At 56.0% G+C, this 17,178-nt stretch carries 14 protein-coding genes and 2 pseudogenes; 9 read left to right on the forward strand and 7 right to left on the reverse strand.

All coding sequences use genetic code 11. The annotated features are described in order from the left end of the window. Positions 1–76 precede the first annotated feature (76 nt). The 5 genes and pseudogenes from AABB31_RS01110 to AABB31_RS01130 all read left to right on the forward strand — a co-directional run. Positions 77–1,615, forward strand: a complete 1,539-nt coding sequence (locus tag AABB31_RS01110) for a Mu transposase C-terminal domain-containing protein (protein WP_373634769.1) — start codon at positions 77–79, stop codon at positions 1,613–1,615. Beyond that, positions 1,593–2,447: a TniB family NTP-binding protein gene (locus AABB31_RS01115; RefSeq protein ID WP_342074991.1), complete on the forward strand. Its 855-nt coding sequence runs from the start codon at positions 1,593–1,595 to the stop codon at positions 2,445–2,447. Before AABB31_RS01110 ends, AABB31_RS01115 begins: the two co-directional genes overlap by 23 nt. Further along, positions 2,447–2,797: pseudogene (locus tag AABB31_RS01120) on the forward strand (TniQ family protein); the annotation flags it as partial. The gene AABB31_RS01115 and the pseudogene AABB31_RS01120, both read left to right, overlap by 1 nt. A 156-nt stretch (positions 2,798–2,953) precedes the next feature. Further along, entirely contained in the window at positions 2,954–3,406 is a 453-nt protein-coding gene (locus tag AABB31_RS01125) for a hypothetical protein (RefSeq protein WP_342074990.1), read from the forward strand. A 63-nt stretch (positions 3,407–3,469) separates the two neighbouring features. Continuing rightward, positions 3,470–3,733, forward strand: a pseudogene (locus tag AABB31_RS01130) (hypothetical protein); the annotation flags it as partial. Between the two features lie 235 nt (positions 3,734–3,968). Here AABB31_RS01130 and AABB31_RS01135 read toward each other — a convergent pair. The 7 genes from AABB31_RS01135 to AABB31_RS01165 all read right to left on the reverse strand — a co-directional run bounded on the left by AABB31_RS01135 (position 3,969) and on the right by AABB31_RS01165 (position 11,090). Next, complete coding sequence (locus tag AABB31_RS01135) at positions 3,969–4,592, reverse strand: cysteine hydrolase (RefSeq protein ID WP_342074989.1); 624 nt, start codon at positions 4,590–4,592, stop codon at positions 3,969–3,971. A 195-nt stretch (positions 4,593–4,787) separates the two neighbouring features. Beyond that, complete coding sequence (locus AABB31_RS01140; RefSeq protein ID WP_342074988.1) at positions 4,788–5,717, reverse strand: FAD-binding protein; 930 nt, start codon at positions 5,715–5,717, stop codon at positions 4,788–4,790. Further along, a complete protein-coding gene (locus tag AABB31_RS01145) occupies positions 5,717–6,475 on the reverse strand; it encodes an electron transfer flavoprotein subunit beta/FixA family protein (protein WP_342074987.1) in 759 nt (252 codons plus the stop codon). The genes AABB31_RS01140 and AABB31_RS01145 overlap by 1 nt, the downstream gene beginning before the upstream one ends. A gap of 34 nt (positions 6,476–6,509) precedes the next feature. Beyond that, positions 6,510–7,997 (reverse strand): aldehyde dehydrogenase family protein, encoded by a 1,488-nt coding sequence (locus AABB31_RS01150; RefSeq protein ID WP_373634721.1) that lies wholly within the window; start codon positions 7,995–7,997, stop codon positions 6,510–6,512. A 6-nt stretch (positions 7,998–8,003) separates the two neighbouring features. Continuing rightward, entirely contained in the window at positions 8,004–9,524 is a 1,521-nt protein-coding gene (locus AABB31_RS01155) for a tripartite tricarboxylate transporter permease (RefSeq protein ID WP_342074986.1), read from the reverse strand. A gap of 9 nt (positions 9,525–9,533) precedes the next feature. After that, entirely contained in the window at positions 9,534–10,073 is a 540-nt protein-coding gene (locus AABB31_RS01160; protein WP_342074985.1) for a tripartite tricarboxylate transporter TctB family protein, read from the reverse strand. A gap of 81 nt (positions 10,074–10,154) precedes the next feature. Then, positions 10,155–11,090 carry a tripartite tricarboxylate transporter substrate binding protein gene (locus AABB31_RS01165; RefSeq protein ID WP_342074984.1) on the reverse strand — a complete coding sequence of 312 codons (936 nt, stop codon included), beginning with the start codon at positions 11,088–11,090 and terminating at the stop codon, positions 10,155–10,157. Between the two features lie 333 nt (positions 11,091–11,423). On the opposite strand from AABB31_RS01165, the gene AABB31_RS01170 reads away from it, so the two are divergent. Genes AABB31_RS01170 through AABB31_RS01185 form a run of 4 tightly spaced genes read left to right on the forward strand, consistent with a single transcriptional unit; the run spans position 11,424 to position 17,178 of the window. Beyond that, complete coding sequence (locus tag AABB31_RS01170) at positions 11,424–12,101, forward strand: HAD-IA family hydrolase (RefSeq protein ID WP_342074983.1); 678 nt, start codon at positions 11,424–11,426, stop codon at positions 12,099–12,101. Beyond that, positions 12,098–13,450 (forward strand): aminotransferase class III-fold pyridoxal phosphate-dependent enzyme, encoded by a 1,353-nt coding sequence (locus AABB31_RS01175; RefSeq protein ID WP_373634722.1) that lies wholly within the window; start codon positions 12,098–12,100, stop codon positions 13,448–13,450. The genes AABB31_RS01170 and AABB31_RS01175 overlap by 4 nt, the downstream gene beginning before the upstream one ends. Beyond that, a complete protein-coding gene (locus tag AABB31_RS01180; protein WP_342074982.1) occupies positions 13,447–15,912 on the forward strand; it encodes an FAD-dependent oxidoreductase in 2,466 nt (821 codons plus the stop codon). Before AABB31_RS01175 ends, AABB31_RS01180 begins: the two co-directional genes overlap by 4 nt. Positions 15,913–15,936: 24 nt before the next feature. Further along, positions 15,937–17,178 carry a Tm-1-like ATP-binding domain-containing protein gene (locus tag AABB31_RS01185; RefSeq protein ID WP_342074981.1) on the forward strand — a complete coding sequence of 414 codons (1,242 nt, stop codon included), beginning with the start codon at positions 15,937–15,939 and terminating at the stop codon, positions 17,176–17,178.

The following is a 17,178-nucleotide window of genomic DNA, read 5'->3' on the forward strand; positions in this document are numbered from 1 at the left end:
CAAAGCGCTAGAAAGGGCAGAGGTGCTCCGGCCACTCTTGTCGCCGCTTGCTCAGGGCCAGAGTATCGGGCGGGCGGTGGAGTCGGCCGCGGGTCAGTTGAACATATCGCGGAGCACAGCCTGGCGCATTTTGAGCACGCTGCGTGAGAATGATGGTCGGGCAAGTTCACTCCTTCCCAAACGCAGCGGCCCCAAGCCCGGCTCCCTCCGTCTGCCAGCACAAGTTGAAAGCATGATCGCCCGGGTCTTGCGTGAACGATATCTGGTTCCGGAACGCCCGAGCTTTCGCAGGATAACGGGCGAGATCCGTGCTGAGTGCGTTGCCAAAGGTTTTCAACCACCGGCACGGCAAACGATCAAGGCCCGCCTTGATGCCATGGACCAGCGTGAGGTGTTGCGGAAGCGGAAGGGGGCGAAGGCCGCCAAACAGGTTTTCGAAGCGAGGGCAGGGCGGTTGGAAGTAGAACGGCCACTGGACGTCGTCCAGATCGATCACACGTTGGCGGATATTATTCTAGTTGACCAGGTTGAACGCAAACCTCTGGCGCGACCATGGCTGACACTCGCGATCGACGTTGCGACACGTGTGGTCTTGGGTGCCTATGTCACTTTCGACGCTCCATCCGTCTTGTCCATTTGCCTTTGCCTTGACCACTGCGTGCGGCCGAAGTCCATCCGGACACCGAGTTCGCTGGAGCAACTATATTGGCCGACAGCCGGGATTCCACAGGCCATCCATGTCGATAACGGGCGGGATTTTCGCAGTGACGCCTTCCGATCGGCCTGTGCGGAATGGGGCATCTCGATCAACTACCGGCCGCCGGGCCGAGTGCACTTTGGCGGACATATCGAGCGCCTGATCGGCACGACTATGGGTGCTGTGCATGTACTGCCGGGAACGACGCAATCTTCGCCAAAAGACAAGGGCGAGTATGAAAGCGCTGCCAAGGCCTCAATGACCCTGGATGAGTTCGAGGATTGGTTGCAGCTGGAGATTTGTCGGTACCATAATACACGCCACAGCGGATTGCGGCGAACCCCGCTCGCCGCCTGGGCCGATCTTGGGGGCGACGATGCTGGCCGGCAGGTCGTGGACACCGATGCCTTCCGGATCAGTTTCCTTCCGTCAGAACGCCGCCAACTTGGCAGGACTGGGATCAACCTGTTTTCTATCGGCTATTGGAGTGACGCCTTCGCGCTGATGATCGGGCGCGGCGCGGGGAAGGTTACAGTCAAGTACGACCCGCGAGATATGTCCCGGATTTGGGTGGTCACAGACGATGGTCGAACAATTGCGGCGCGCTACAAGGATCTTTCGCGGCCCAAAGTTTCCCTTTGGGAGTCGCGGCGCGCCAATGCAATCTTCCATGAGCGGCACGGCGGAAGGATATCGGAAGCAATTCTGTTCGGGATCATTGAAGAGCAGCGGCGCATCGCCCATGCGTCGCGGCAACGGACGCTTACGGCGCGCCTGGACGAAGAACGCAAAGCACGCCTGCCAAACGACAAGCCGAAGCGGGATCCGTCCCGAGAGATGTTCGCAATTGATACAAGCAACCCCAACCTTCCAACTTACCCGATAGATGACTTTGATGGACCTCGACGAAAGACTTGATCTCATTCGCAGCGATCGCTGGATCGCCTTTGACCGCGCAACCATTGTTCTCAACAGATTGACATCCCTGATGGAAATGCCTCGGCAGTCCAGAATGCCGGGCCTCATGGTTTACGGCAGCTCCGGCATCGGCAAGACCATGATCGCCAAGCGGATGGAGAGCCTCTACCCGAGTAATTATCGCTCTGACCTCGGGGTGACGCGCACGCCGATCCTGCTCCTGCAGGCGCCGCCTGCACCGGATGAGCGGCGGTTCTATCAACATATCCTGGCGTCGATCGGCGCGCCAATGTGGGGCCGTCACACCATCTCCGAACTGGAGGTGCGGGCTCTCAGCCATTTGCGCGGCATGGATCTGAAGATGATCATGATCGACGAGGTCCACAATCTTTTGGCCGGAAGCTATCGTGAACAACGCCGTTTCCTGAACATGCTGCGCTTCCTTTCCAATGATCTGTGCGCTTCACTCGTCGTTTTTGGTGTTAACGAAGCCGCTGAGGCCGTTCGCGGTGACGAACAACTTGCGCGCCGGCTGGACGAACATTTTCTGCCACTCTGGGATGATGATGTAGAGTTTTCCCGGCTGGTCCAGACTCTGATCGCGGCAATGCAGTTGGAGCGCGGGTCCGGTCTAAGTGTTCAGTCACTGCGCACCATTCTCGGTATTACTGGCGGCATCACGTCGCGTGTGTTCACGCTGATCAAGGCGCTCTCCATCGACGCGATTGAAACGGGCGAAGAGCGGATCACTGACGAGGCCGTCCAATCTTGGCAGCCAATCTGGGCCAAACACAGTTGGACCGTTCGGAACCAACCACAACCGGCATTTTAGTGTACCGCAAACCTTTGCCAAGACGTCCGGCACCTTGTCCGGACGAACTGCTGTCAAGCTGGATCACCCGTCTGGCAGACGCCAACTTTTGTTCGGTCCCAGAGCTCTGCCGACATCTGGGGCTTGATCAAGAACGTCCGCCGGAAACGCAATCGGAGTTGGCTGGCGTAAACCGCGACAGGTTTTGCGCAATGTTACGTCTGCTTCCTGCGGAGCTCGATAGCATGTTGCTCAGGCGACGAGTTCAGTTCCCGGTTGAGTGCATTTCGTGGTCGGATTTTCAGAACTGTCCCGAATGCACTCATAGTGTACCGGGGATATCGTTGCGCCACTGGCGCTTCGCGTGGTCGCTGCAATGCGAAGTCTGCGGGTCTGAGTTGGTGCCAATGCGCGGTGAGCCAGCGGCATATGTGCACCTGCGCACCCGGCTCTGCACCCGCGCCAAGGCGGGAGCGAAGCGGCTGATGCTCGCCAATCGACGCGGGGGCCACCATTCTGGTCGACGGATGGATCTGACGCTGCAAGTCGCTGGTGTGCTCGCGCCAGAAATACGTCACGGTGCGCTCTTTTCCCAGAACCGAATAGATCGCTTCAAAGCCCTCGCCGCCATCAATCTCGGAATGACCCGGCCTTTGCTAGCGGTTGCGTTGTTGATGAAGAACGATCCCACCGTGGAACGCAAACTCCGTGCTGCCTTCCCGCATAGACGGAAACTGGTGGATCGATTGGCAAGCCTTGCCGGCAAACTACGGATTCTCAGATTCTGGAGCGGAGATAATCTCGAAGGCCAACCAAAGCGACAACCCGCATATATCAGCGCTTCGCCTCCGCCCGAGTATCTCGCAGCGGCAAAGTTGGCGATCATACAACTCGGTGTAAATGCGGACCGCGGCGAACTGCTCAAGTACGCCGAAAGTATCCTTCAATCTGCCAGACAGCGATCTGTGGATATCCAGTAATTAAAGGCACAAGACTCGTCCTAATCCCTGCCAATACATCAGCGTCCAAGAATTAAGGGCACAGTGACAGCAATGCGGCACCTTGACGATATCGAAGCATGGTCAACACGGGCGGAAGTCGAGATGTCCCCACTCTCGGGTAAAACCCCGCCCGCTTTGCTTGCAGCCCTAACCGAATGGCCCTTGGTTTCCGCTCCGATGGCCCAAACTCTGACGGGTGCCAGCCGAGCGGCCGTTCAGCGCAACCTCGCGTGGATGGAAGCGCGAGGCCTCATCCGTGAAGTTACGAGGCAGGGGCGGTTTCGGATGTGGCGGGCAGCGACTTAAGGGGTGCCGAAGGTGATCCAACACGCATAAGCACGCATATGTTAAGCCAGCGTTCAGTCACATTTGCCTGCCACAGTTCTCAAGAAATTTCTCCGGTGCCTATTTGATCCGAAATGACTGCAGGTAAGACGAGTTCAAATGAAATCTGCTACATTCCCTGTATTTGCTCAAGCAAGCAGATCGATCCTCCAAAATGGTATGAGAATTTCTCGGTAATTTTAAATGTCTAATTAGGCTATTGGCGAGAAGCGAAAGCATCAACAACCGTGGATCTGCTCTGAACAGCGCCAGTTTGAAGATACTCCATCGCTTTGAGTGCCGCGTTATGCGCTTCGATTGATGATCCGGCCACGCAATCCTCTACCACTCTACAAAAGTAATCTGACTGGTGCGCATCTACGAATGTGTAGTGAACACACACATCTGTCAGTCCGCCACAAAGAAAGAGCGTTTCCGCCTTTAGTCCCCGTAGTAAGATTTCAAAATCGGTGCCAAAAAAAGCTGAGTAGCGACGTTTGGGAACGACATAGTCCCCGTCACGAAACCCCATTTCGTCTTTGGCCACTTCGGTGCGTGGGTCACCTTCCAGGCAATGTACGTCTTCGTCGCCGTCCAATTCACGGCCAAAATCTACCATATCGGAGCGATGAATCTCCTGAATAAACACCACCAGTACATCGTTTTCATGGGCAGCATCGACCAAACCGCGCGCTGCGGTCATGCGGTCCTTGTAACCTGGCATGTTGTTGATGGAGCGTACTTCGCTATCATCAATGAATGTGCTTTTCTGGATATCAATCACGATCAGCGCGGGCCGACCTTCGATCAGTTTTCGGGGCTGTTTTTGTTTGGTGGTCAAGATCAGTATCCTTTGTGTTTGCGAATGGTTACGTCGGAACGTCACAAATCCTTTAACGTTGGGCAAGGTTTGCGGAAGTACGTGATCAATCTTCGATCTCCGCATACTGCTTGCCGATATTGGTTAGGACGCAAAAAGCCAGTCAACCAAACCTGGCTTTTGCGGTAACCGCTAGGACGGAATCTTCCCGCCGACCTAACCGAGCTTCACGATCAGCTCCGGCACGGCGTCGAACAGGTCCGCGACCAGCCCGTAATCCGCCACCTGAAAGATCGGCGCTTCTTCGTCCTTGTTGATGGCGACGATGATCTTGCTGTCCTTCATGCCTGCAAGGTGCTGGATCGCACCGGAAATACCAACCGCGACATAAAGCTCAGGGGCCACAACCTTGCCGGTCTGACCAACCTGCCAGTCGTTCGGCGCATAGCCAGAGTCAACCGCAGCACGAGAAGCACCGACGGCCGCGCCGAGTTTATCGGCCAGCTTTTCGATCAGCGCGAAGTCTTCTTCGGAGCCAACACCACGACCCCCGGAGACAACCACACCAGCCGAGGTCAACTCGGGACGATCAGAGGCCGCAACCTTGTCCTCAACCCAGGAGGAAAGACCGGGATCAGCCGCCGCACCGATAGTCTCTATCGAAGCGGAGCCACCCGCGCCAGCCGCATCAAATGTTGAAGTGCGGAAGGTGATGACTTTCTTGGTGTCCGATGATTTTACCGTCTGCATCGCGTTGCCCGCATAGATCGGACGCTCAAACGTGTCGGCATCTACAACGCCGGAAGCGTCAGAGATCACCATCACATCGAGCAATGCCGCAACCCGCGGTATGACGTTTTTAGCGTCTGTGGTGGCCGGGGCGACGATGTGGTCATAATCACCGGCCAGTGACACGATCAGCGCCGCAGTGGCTTCCGCCAGACGGTGGCCCAGTGTCGCGTCTTCGGCAACTAGTACCTTGGACACGCCCTCAATCTTCGACGCCGCCTCACCTGCCGCCGCAGCAGAGCCGCCCGCCGCCAGAACAGTGATATCGCCCAGTGCCTTGGCAGCGGTCACGGCCTTGGCCGTGGCATCCATCGCCAATTCGCCGTCGGTTACTTCTGCAAGGAGTAGAACAGCCATTACACAGCCCCCGCTTCTTTGAGTTTCTCGACCAGTTCATCCACCGATGCGACCTTGATGCCCGCCGCACGTTCCGCAGGCTCAACCGTTTTCACGATCTCCAGACGGTTCGTGACATCCACCCCGTAGTCGGCAGGTGTCTTCTCGTCCAAAGGCTTTTTCTTGGCCTTCATAATGTTGGGGAGCGAGGCATAGCGTGGCTCATTAAGGCGCAGGTCAACTGTTACAACGGTGGGCATGGAAACCTCGATGGTCTGCAGGCCGCCATCCACTTCGCGTGTGACCTTGGCCTTGTCGCCAGCAATTTCCACTTCGGACGCAAAGGTCGCCTGTGACCAGCCCATCAACGCTGCCAGCATCTGGCCGGTCGCATTCATGTCGTTGTCGATCGCTTGTTTGCCGCAGAGCACGAGGCCCGGCTGCTCTTCTTCAACGACCTTGGCGAGGATCTTTGCAACCACTAGAGGTTCAATGTCGTTGTGCGCATCGTCGGTAGCTACCACCAGAATGGCACGGTCCGCACCCATGGCTAACGCCGTGCGCAGTGTTTCCTGGGCCTGTTTAACGCCAATGGACACGGCGACGACTTCGTCAGCCTGACCGGCTTCCTTCAGGCGGATTGCCTGTTCGACAGCAATCTCATCAAAGGGGTTCATGGACATTTTCACGTTGGCCAAATCGACGCCGCTACCGTCCGCTTTGACGCGAACCTTCACGTTATAGTCGATCACACGTTTTATGGGGACGAGAACCTTCATTTGAAATCCTTTCGAATTTAAGTGGTGAAGTGTGCTAGAGCTTGATCCACGCGGTCTTAAGATCGAGGAACTTGTCAAAGGCATGCAATGATTTGTCGTGGCCGTTTCCTGATTGCTTCATGCCCCCCATCGGGACGGTGACATCAGGGCCGCCATAGGTATTGACGTGCACCACCCCGGTCTGCATTTCGCGTACCATGCGGTGAGCGCGCGAAAGGTCAGAGGTCCAAACGCCGCCTGCCAACCCAAAGTCTGTACTATTGGCAAGACGGATTGCATCGTCTTCGTCTTCAAAGGCGGTCACAGCAAGCACCGGCCCGAAAACTTCTTTCTGAGCGACTGTGTCCTGTTCTTTGACACCCGTTATGATCGTAGGTTCCATGTAAAAGCCGCCGGTGTCTTGGAGTATGCGGTTGCCCCCGTGGCGGAGCGTGCCACCTTCTGCTTGGGCAGTTTCAACAAAAGACAGATTTTGCGATAGTTGGACTTCGTTGTTGATCGCACCAGCCTGTGTGTTCATGTCCAATGGGTCGCCTACACGCATCGCAGCTGCCGCCTTGGCCAATTCAGCAACAAATTCGTCATGAATTGAGCGTTCCACGAGCAGTCGGGAGCCTGCAACGCAAACCTGACCGGAGTTCCGGAAGATACCCGCTGCACTGACCGCAGCGGCCTCGGCAAGGTTTTTGGCGTCTGCAAAAACGACGTTGGCGGATTTGCCGCCAAGTTCCAGATAGCACCGTTTCATGTTCGATGTGGCAGACGCCTGCAACAGGCGACGTCCCGTTCCGCCGGACCCTGTAAACACGATAACATCCACTTCCATGGAATGCGACAAGGCTTCACCCACGATCTTACCTTCGCCGGTGACAACGTTCAGCACGCCAGGCGGCAGACCTGCTTCATGTGCAAGCTCTGCCATGCGGATGAGGGTAAGGGACGCGGTCTCGGACGGTTTCAGAACCACGGAATTGCCTGCTGCGATGGCCGGGCCCAGTTTCCATGCGCCGATCATCAATGGGAAATTCCACGGTATGATGGCCGCGACAACACCGATTGGTTCCCGGTGGATCAAGCCCATCACATCGTCGCTTGTCGGGGCGATTTCGCCATAAATCTTGTCGATAGCTTCAGCGTAGAACCGCAAAGTGGCGGCGGCTGAGCCGGGCTCGGCCCGCAGAGCCATGCCGATTTCTGTGCCGTTGTTCCGCACGCCCAGAACTGCCAGGTCAAGCGCTTCTGCTTCTATCAGATCGGCCCACTTAAGCATTATCCTTTTGCGCGCAGCGGGGGGCATACCCCGCCAACGCTTGTCATCAAATGCACGCCGCGCGGCGGAAATAGCACGTTCGGTATCTTCCTTTGTGCCTGCCGCCGTCGTGGTCAAGACCATCCCGTTCAGAGGTGAGATCACCTCATCCCTCTGCCCGGAGGCACTGTCGCTGAACTGGCCGTCAATGAGCAGCTTTTGCGGCGCAATTGCCTTCTCACGAAGGGCGTCGATTTGGGATTGATCTGTCACAAGATGTTACCTTTGCTGAGTGTCATGCAGGTCGTGATCGATCTCTGACTCTGCCAGCCGAGCCTTATGCTCTTTGCGCAAAGTACGAATGTGCATCAGGATCACGAGAACGATCAGAACGGCGAGGATTGCGGCGATGGGCCGTTCGACGAAATCAAGCGGATCTTTTACCCGGATCATCGCAGAGCGGAGCTTGACCTCCATGATGCCACCGAGAACCATACCAAGAACGATAGGGACAATGGGCAGGTTCAGGCGTTTCAGGACAAGACCCAAAACACCGAAGCCGGAGGCGATCGCACAATCGACCACAGAGTTGCGCAGGGAATATACCCCCACAAAACTGAGCGTCAGAATGATCATGCCAAGAAACCGTGTCGGAACTTGGATCACCTTGGTCAACAAGTTCGTTGAGAAGATCAAGAAGATGATGACGATCACATTGAGCAGGATCATCGCGATATAGAGCGCATAAACAAAATCCAGTTGATTTTGAAACAACTGCGGACCCGGAATGACATTGTGCACATAGAACACAGACAGCATCATGGCGGTCAGTGCTTCACCCGGAATACCCAACGCGAGAAGGGGGATCATCGCGGCGGCCGGAACGGCGTTGTTCGCAGCTTCCGATGCAATCAAACCCTCAGGAGATCCATCGCCAAATTGCTCCGGAGTTTTCGAGGTTCGCCGCGCATAGGTGTAGGACATGAATTGCGCCGTGAATTCACCGACGCCCGGGATCATGCCCATCAGCACCCCAAAACCGCCAGCGACTGTGGCAACGCGTTTGTAGAGCCAAGTTTCTTTCATGGCGCTTGCGAGCGAACCTTCCACTGGCTGCGGATCGGGGGAGCTGTCCTTTTCTGTCAGCAAGAGAAACGCTTGCGACAGCGCGAATAGGCCCAAGACCACGACAATCAGGTCGAAGCCACCCGTCAGCCAGGTTTGCTCAAACGTCATGCGCTGGTTGTATTTGACGTCCAATCCAACCGTGTGCAGCAGGATGCCAAAACCAGCCAATCCGCCCGCGGCAAACACTTGGCCTCGGTGAGCAAGTACGACAAGGATAATACCAAGAAGAGCCGCTAAGAAGATTTCTCGACTTCCGAAATGAGGCGCAACAAGCGCCAGAACCGGGGACAAAAAGATCAGACAGAGTATCCCGAACATGCCGCCCCAGAAGGAGGCGGAATAGGCCAATGCCAAGGCGCGACGTGCCTGTCCGCGTTTGGTCATGGGATAGCCGTCATAAGTCGTCAAGGCATTGACCGCAGTGCCGGGCGTGTTGATCAATATGGCAGGCAGTGCACCGCCATACATGGACGATCCATAGATTCCCAACAACATTGTCAGTCCAACAATTGGATCAAGCGAAAAGGTCGCTGGAAGGAGAATGGCGATAGCAACCGCAGCACCGACGCCCGGAATTGCGCCGATGATCACGCCACCGACTGATCCAATAAAGAGCGCCAGGACAACATCCCAACGCATGAGGAGTTCTACACCTGAAAAGAAGGTTTCCATTTCGGGCTCCTAGAAATACGTCAGGAAGAAAGAGCGAAGGGCCGTGGGCAAGAGCTCGTAGGCTGCCCCACCCGGTACCTTGACCTGTAGCAGCGTCTTGAAGATGATCACCACTACCGCGCCAAAGAGCGCGGCTGAGCCGAGAAATTTTAACCCCCGGTATCCCAGGCGAATGGACAGCGCGACCGCAAAGAGGATTGTGGTCGGCAAATAGCCAAGTTGCGGAACTGTGATCACATAGATCATGAACCAGCCGGCAAACTCTACGGATTTGAACCAGAAGCCGATTTCTTGCCAACGGCCGTCCAATTTCGGTGAAACCATACTCGAAATAAGATGTAGCACCGAAAACAACACCATCGAGATGACCGCGGCATAGGGCCAAAATGCGGGCTGTGCGAACAGCTTGGTGTTGGAAACCCAAGTCGTTTGTGCTGACAGGTTCAAAGCCAAAAAGAGACTGAAAACGACGCAAAGGACGCTGTATGGTAGATCGCCTGGTCTCCGATACCGTTTGAACAGGTCTTGTAATGTACGCGCTTTGATCATTTGCCCCTCCCGCAACTCTGATCGAATTTGAAATGAGGCGAGCATTTCAGACCCGCCTCATTTCCTTACATGTGATCGAGATCACTCGAGCATTGCGTTGATCTTTGCCAGAGCTTCCGCATCGGCTTCGATCTGGGCCGCCGTATCTTCGGCGTTTTGCCAGTAAACCAAGGCACCAGTTTTCGCCATAAAGTCCTGTGCACGTTCAGATGCCATCGTTTCTTCAGCGACTGCGATGATCTTTTCGCGCACATCGGCGGGGGTATCCTTGTGGACGAACAAGCCGTTCCAGAGTGCGAGGGACAAGCTGGGGTCCAGTTCGCCAACTGTTGGCGTGTCTGGTGTCAGACCAATCCGCTCGCCGCCAATGGAGGCCAAAACGTTGATCTTGTCCAAGCACGGCAGAACCAGCTGCAGTGTTGTGTTCATGACATCGACGTCACCAGAAGCCAGTGAGTTGCAGTCTAGGATGTCGAACGCGGCGTCTGCAGCAAACGAAAAGCCTTTTTGCTGGGCCAGTGCGAACGTGACCTTTGTCGGGATCAGCGGGGCACCAAAGTGGCCAAGGACAACGTCATTGTCCTGCGCATGTGCCGCCAACTCGTCTACGCTTGCGTAAGGCGCGTCCTTGCTGGACACGATGACGAATGGGTAAGTGAGGAATGCGCCCAAGGGTTCAAACGGGTTTGGGTTCAGCTCTGGAATGCCGATGTTTGGACCAATCACGGGGACCGCCAAAATGAATGAGCCCACTGTGTAACCGTCGGCCGGTGCATTTGCGACTTCAACGGCTCCTGGGAACGGACCACCGCCACCACCTGGTTTGTTCACGACAGCCGCAGGAACGCCATACTTGTTCTGGAAGTCTTCGGCGATCATCCGCGTCAGGACATCTTCAGCATCGCCCGGAGGCCACGGTACAACAAACTCAACCGGCTTCTCTGGATACTCCGCGGCAGCAATGCCTGGCAGCATTGTTGCGATCGCTGCAACGCCGGCAATCAACGTCTTCTTCATATTCTTCTCCCTATAGTTGGTACACTATTAGCACCGTTGGTGTAAAATACATTGATCTAGAAATTAACATCTGTCAACAATGAGGAAAGATCGACAGTTCGGTTGTCACAGATGACGAGCATCGAACGGATAGGGGAGGCATTCAAGAAGCCATGCAACCATATGAAAAGCGTGCTGTTTTCTTTTGGGCAACAGGCCTACCTGAGATGCCCACGTTCAAGTTCGACTGCTTCTTGAGCGGGTTCGACCACGCTTCAAGAACAGCGATTCCCGAATCGAATTTGAAGGCATCTTGGTGCATCAGCGTTCCATTTTTCCAAGGTGCGCGCTGAGATGCCCCATGAAGAACCGATGAAAGCGCTTGTTCTTGATTTCGGTGGAGTGATTTCAAAAACGCTGTTCGAAACTCACTCCAATACAGAACGAGCGCTTGGTCTCGTACCCGGGCAACTGACCTGGAAAGGACCGTTCGCTCCGGAAACAGATCCACTGTGGGTTTCGATGCAAGCTGATGAGATTTCCGAGCGGGACTACTGGCTGACGCGCTCGAAAGAAACTGGAAGTTTGGTCGGTCAGGACTGGACCAAAATGTCAGATTTGCTGATCGCAGCACGCGGCGACGTGCCAAATGAAGTTATCCGCCCCGAGTTTCTGGAAACGCTGGCGCGCACCAAAGATGCCGGATGCTTGGTGGCCATTCTGTCCAATGAGCTTGATCTGTTCTATGGAACAGAGTTCCGAAAAAAGCTGACATTCTTGCCTCAGATCGACGTCATACACGATGCTACGTACACCAAGACGCTAAAGCCCGTGCGTGAGGCATACCACAATCTGATCGCGGACTTCGACCTGCGCGCTGATCAGTGTGTTTTCGTGGATGATCAAATGCGCAACGTCGTTGGCGCAAGGGCTGTAGGCATGGCCACCGTACATTTTGACGTATTGAACCCACAACAGAGTTACGCCGAGGCGGAACGCCTATTGGGGCTGCATGAAAGGATAGAAAAATGAAGGACGACAATTTTCTGAAAGAGAACAATGCGCGCCATATGTGGCATCCTATGGCGCATCCTGCAGACAGCCTGGCTAACCCACCGAAAATTATCACTAGTGGCAAAGGTGTTCGTATCGTTGATGTGGACGGGAGTGAGACGATTGATGCGGTAGGCGGTCTTTGGAACGTGAACCTTGGCTACTCTTGTGCGCCGGTTAAGGAAGCCATTGCGGCTCAACTTGAACATTTGCCGTACTATTCGACCTTCCGTGGTACGTCCAATGATGCGGTAATTGAGCTGAGCTTCATGCTGCGTGAGTTCTTCGAACCTGACGGACTGAGCCGTGCGTTTTTTACCTCCGGCGGTTCGGACGGAATTGAGATCGCTTTGCGCCTCGCGCGGCAATTTCACAAGGTCCGTGGTGAGGCCGGCCGCACAAAATACTTGAGCCTCAAAAAGGGCTACCATGGCACGCATACGGGCGGTGCCTCGGTCAACGGCAATGCCAACTTCCGCACTCAGTACGAACCACTTATGCCGGGCTGCTTTCACATTCCCGCCCCTTACACCTATCGCAATCCATTCAATGAAACAGATCCCGAGAAGCTTGCGCAGATGTGTCTTGCCGCGCTGGAGGATGAAATCGCTTTCCAAGGGGCAGGCACGATCGCGGCCTTCATTATGGAACCGGTGCTCGGCGCAGGCGGTGTCATCCCGCCGCACAAAAGCTTTATGCCGGGTGTGCGCGAAATCTGTGACCGCAACGGTATCTTGCTGATCGCGGATGAGGTGATCACCGCCTATGGACGCACCGGGTCATGGTCAGGCTCACGGCATTGGGGGGTGAAGCCGGACTTTTCGGTGACGGCAAAAGCCATCACCAACGGGTACTTCCCATTTGGCGCCGTGATGATCGCGGACCATATCGCCGAGACCTTTGAGCAGGACGAAACCGGCAAGGCGAATATCGCGAGCGGCTATACCTATTCCGGCCATCCGGTCGGCGCAGCTGCCGCAATTGCCTGCATCAAGGAAACCCAGCGGCTAAAGGTCAATGAGAACGCCGCAGCGCGCGGTCGCGAAATGATGGCGGGCCTTGAAGCCCTGAAAAAGAAACATGGCATTGTAGGTGACGTTCGGGGCGGCGAAGGTTTGATGAACGCGCTAGAACTTGTTTCTGATCGAGAAACCAAAAAGCCATTGGATGCTGCACGGACAAAGACCGTTTTTGACACGACGCATGCAAATGGCGTGATGGTGCGGGTGTCCGGACCAAACCTGATCCTGTCGCCACCTCTTGTGCTAACGGCTGAGGACGTCAAGGACATCCTGTCCGCTCTCGACGCGGGGCTGGCCGCAGCATGAGCAAGACATTTCCCCAAACCGCCCCTGCAGTGATCATCGGTGGTGGCATCATCGGGATGTCCACGTTGTATCATTTGGCCCATCGTGGTGTGCCTGCCGTCCTGATTGAGCGGCGCAAGATTGCCAGTGGCACGACGTGGCATGCAGCGGGCATCGTGGGTCAGCTGCGTGACAGCACAGCGCAAACAGAGCTTGGCAAATATACCGCGCGCCTATTCCGCGATCTGGAAGAGGAAACGGGGCAGGGCACAGGTTACAAACAAAACGGCACGATCAACATCTCGCTCAGCGATGTTCGTCACGAACAGCTTTTGCGCACCCATGACCATGCCGCCCGTATGGGCATCCCCAGTCGGATGCTATCGCCAGAAGAGGTGAAAGAGCATTGGCCTGCACTGGTCATTGACGACGTACAGTCAGGGTTTTTCGTGCCGTCAAACGGTCAGGTGAACCCGCTGGATGTCACCATCGCGCTGTCCAAGGGCGCGCGTCAAAAAGGCGCTCAGGTCTTTGAGGAAACGACGGTCGAAAAGCTGGAAATCCGCGACGGTAAGGTGGTCGGCGTTGTCACGGACAAAGGCACCATTGCTACGGGGCAGGTGCTGATAGCGGGCGGGATGTGGTCCCATCTGTTCGGCAAATCGCACGGGATCACTGTGCCGCTGCATGCGGCGGAGCATTTCTATGTCGTCACCGAACCGGTGGAAGGCCTGCCGTCAACGCAGCCCATTCTCAACATCATGGAAGAGCGGAACTACTGGAAAGAGGATGCAGGCAAGATCCTCATTGGCGGGTTCGAGGCGCAGGGCAAGGCCTGGGCCAAGGACGGGATCCCCGATGATTTCGAATTTGACGAACTGCCTTTTGACATGGAGCATGTCGAAGAGGACTTGATGCGCATGTTTGCGCGGATGCCATCGCTCGAAAACATGGGCATCCAGACGTTCTTCAACGGTCCTGAAAGTTTCACTCCTGATGGCCGCCCCTACATGGGGCCTGTGCCGGATATCAAAGGGGTGTTTCTGGCAACGGGCATGAATTCCAACGGAATCCTCAATTCCGGCGGGACGGGGCTGACCATGGCTGAGTGGATGATCGACGGCATGCCGTCACGGTCCATGGCACCGTTGCTGGCGGTGCGCGCCCATCCGTTTCAGGCCAACACGCGCTACAATCAGGAACGGGCGGCAGAAAGCGTCGGGTTCCACTATGGCATCGCCTGGGCCGGGCGGCAGGTTCACTCCGCGCGCGGTGTGCGCCGTGTGCCCCTGCATAATGAGTTCAAGGCGGTAGGCGCTGTCATGGCCGAACGGATCGGCTGGGAAGTGCCGATGTATTATGACGCCGACAATCCCGCCTGGTCGGATGCGCCGTCGCTGCGGTGGAAGCCTTGGTCGGAGCGGGTCAAACAGGAATGTCTGGCCGCGCGCGACAATGCCGTTCTGCTGGATCAATCCATGTACGCCAAAATTTTGGTTCAGGGGCCGGATGCGGTGCGGGCGCTGAATCATGTGAGCGGTGCTCAGATGGACGTTGAGGTCGGGACCTCGGTCTACACCCAGTTCCTGAACACAAATGGCGGGATTGAGGCGGATGTGACCGTCACCCGTATCGCACCGCAATCATTTATGGTTGTAACCGGGCATCCCAGCCAGATGCGCGACCAATTCTGGCTGAAATCCAATGCAGACCCGTCTTGGAACTTCGAAGTGTTCGATGCGACCTCGGGCTATTGCTTGCTGACATTGCACGGCCCCAAGTCGCGTGCGATTCTGCAATCGCTCAGCACAGATGATGTGTCCAACGAGGCTTTCCCGTTCGGGGCAGCGCGTGAAATGGACGTGGCCCACGCCCGCGGCTGGGTGATCCGCCGGTCTTTCCTGGGTGAACTGGGGTACGAAATGATGTTCCCCACCGAGTTCACCCAAGGCGTTTATGAAGCGCTGCTGGAGGCGGGCGAACCCCATGGGCTGCGCCACATGGGCATGTTCGCGATGAACGCCTGCCGCATCGAAAAGGGCTTCCGCCACTTTGGCCATGACATTGCCGAGGATGATACACCCTATGAGACGGGCCTTGGCTTTGCCGTGAAGCTGGACAAGGAAGATGATTTCCTTGGAAAGGCGCGTCTGGCACAGCAAAAAGCGGATGAGGGGCCGGCCTACAAACACCGCATGGTGTCCATCAGGGTGCCCGGTCTGACTGCCGAGGAGGGGCCATACCTGATCCACAATGAACCTATCTGGAAAGGTGGCGAGATTGTGGGCCATGTGACGTCCGGCGACTGGGGGTTCCGGGTGGAAGCTATGGTCGGTCTGGCCACCATCGAAAAGGATGGCGGCGCGCCGAAGGCCTGGATCGACGAAGGAGGCTTCGAGGTTCAGATCGCCGGAAAAATGTATCCAATCGAAGCGCAGCTTGGGCCGTTCTACGACCCCAAAGGCGAAATCATGCGCGGATAATCGAATACGACAGGGAGGAAACATATGTCTGATAAAACAATTCTGGTGGTCGGCACTTACGACACCAAAAACGACGAACTGGAATATATGGTGGAACGGGTGCAATCGCTCGGCGGTGGCACGTTGAGCATGGATATCTCTGTGCTGGGGGACCCCGAAAAGCCTACCGACTATTCCAAGCATGATGTGGCCGAGGCAGGTGGAAGCTCGATTCAGGCCGCCATCGACAGTGGTGACGAGAACCATGCGATGCAAATCATGGCAAAGGGTGCCAGCACGCTGGCAGGTAAGCTTTTTGAGGAAGGCAAGTTCGACGGGGTGGTCATTCTAGGCGGTACGATGGGGACGGATGCTGCACTGGATATTTGTCAGGCCTTGCCACTGGGTGTGCCGAAATACGTAGTTTCTACGGTTTCCTTCTCGCCCCTGATTGAACCTCAGCGCTTGTCAGCAGATATCCAGATGATCCTCTGGGCCGGTGGTCTCTATGGATTGAACTCTGTCTGTAAATCTTCGCTAAGCCAAGCGGCAGGTGCGGTTCTCGGGGCTGCGCGCGCTGTTGAACGACCAACGAATGATCGCCCAATGGTCGGTATGACATCGTTGGGATCTTCATGCCTCAAATACATGAAGAAGCTGAAGCCAGAATTGGAAAAACGGGGCTTCGAAGTCGCAATCTTTCACGCAACCGGCATGGGTGGCATGGCCTATGAAAGCATCGCTCGCGAAGGTCGGTTTGCCTGTGTGATGGACTTTGCCCTGCCGGAATTGGGCAACCTTCTGGCAGGGTCTGTGATCAATGGCGGCGATGACCGGATGATGAATGCGGGTGCCGCCGGCATTCCGCAGATCGTGGCACCGGGCTGTCTTGATTTGATTGATTTTGCAGGCTGGCAGGATATTCCGGCGCAATATCAGGACCGCCCGTTTCATGCCCACAACCGGCTGATCAAATCTTCTGGCCTTAATGCCGAGGAACGCCGCGAAACAGCACGTGAGATGGCGAAGCGTCTGAAATCATCGGACACACCTGCGCATGTTATTCTGACCAACGGCGGGATTGAGGAATGGGACCGCGAAGGGCAAGAAGCTCACGACCCGGAGGCTTTCGCGGAGTTCTGTGACGAGATGCGCAAACAGATGACTGATCCGATACTGTTTACCGAGTTGGACTGTCACATCAACGATCAGGCGTTTGTCGATACCGTTCTAAAAGTTTTTGATGGATGGATCGCGGATGGGACGGTTAAAGCAGGAGGGAACTGA

The sequence above is a fragment of the Yoonia sp. SS1-5 genome (genome assembly GCF_038443705.2).
In the GTDB taxonomy this organism is placed as follows: domain Bacteria; phylum Pseudomonadota; class Alphaproteobacteria; order Rhodobacterales; family Rhodobacteraceae; genus Yoonia; species Yoonia rhodophyticola.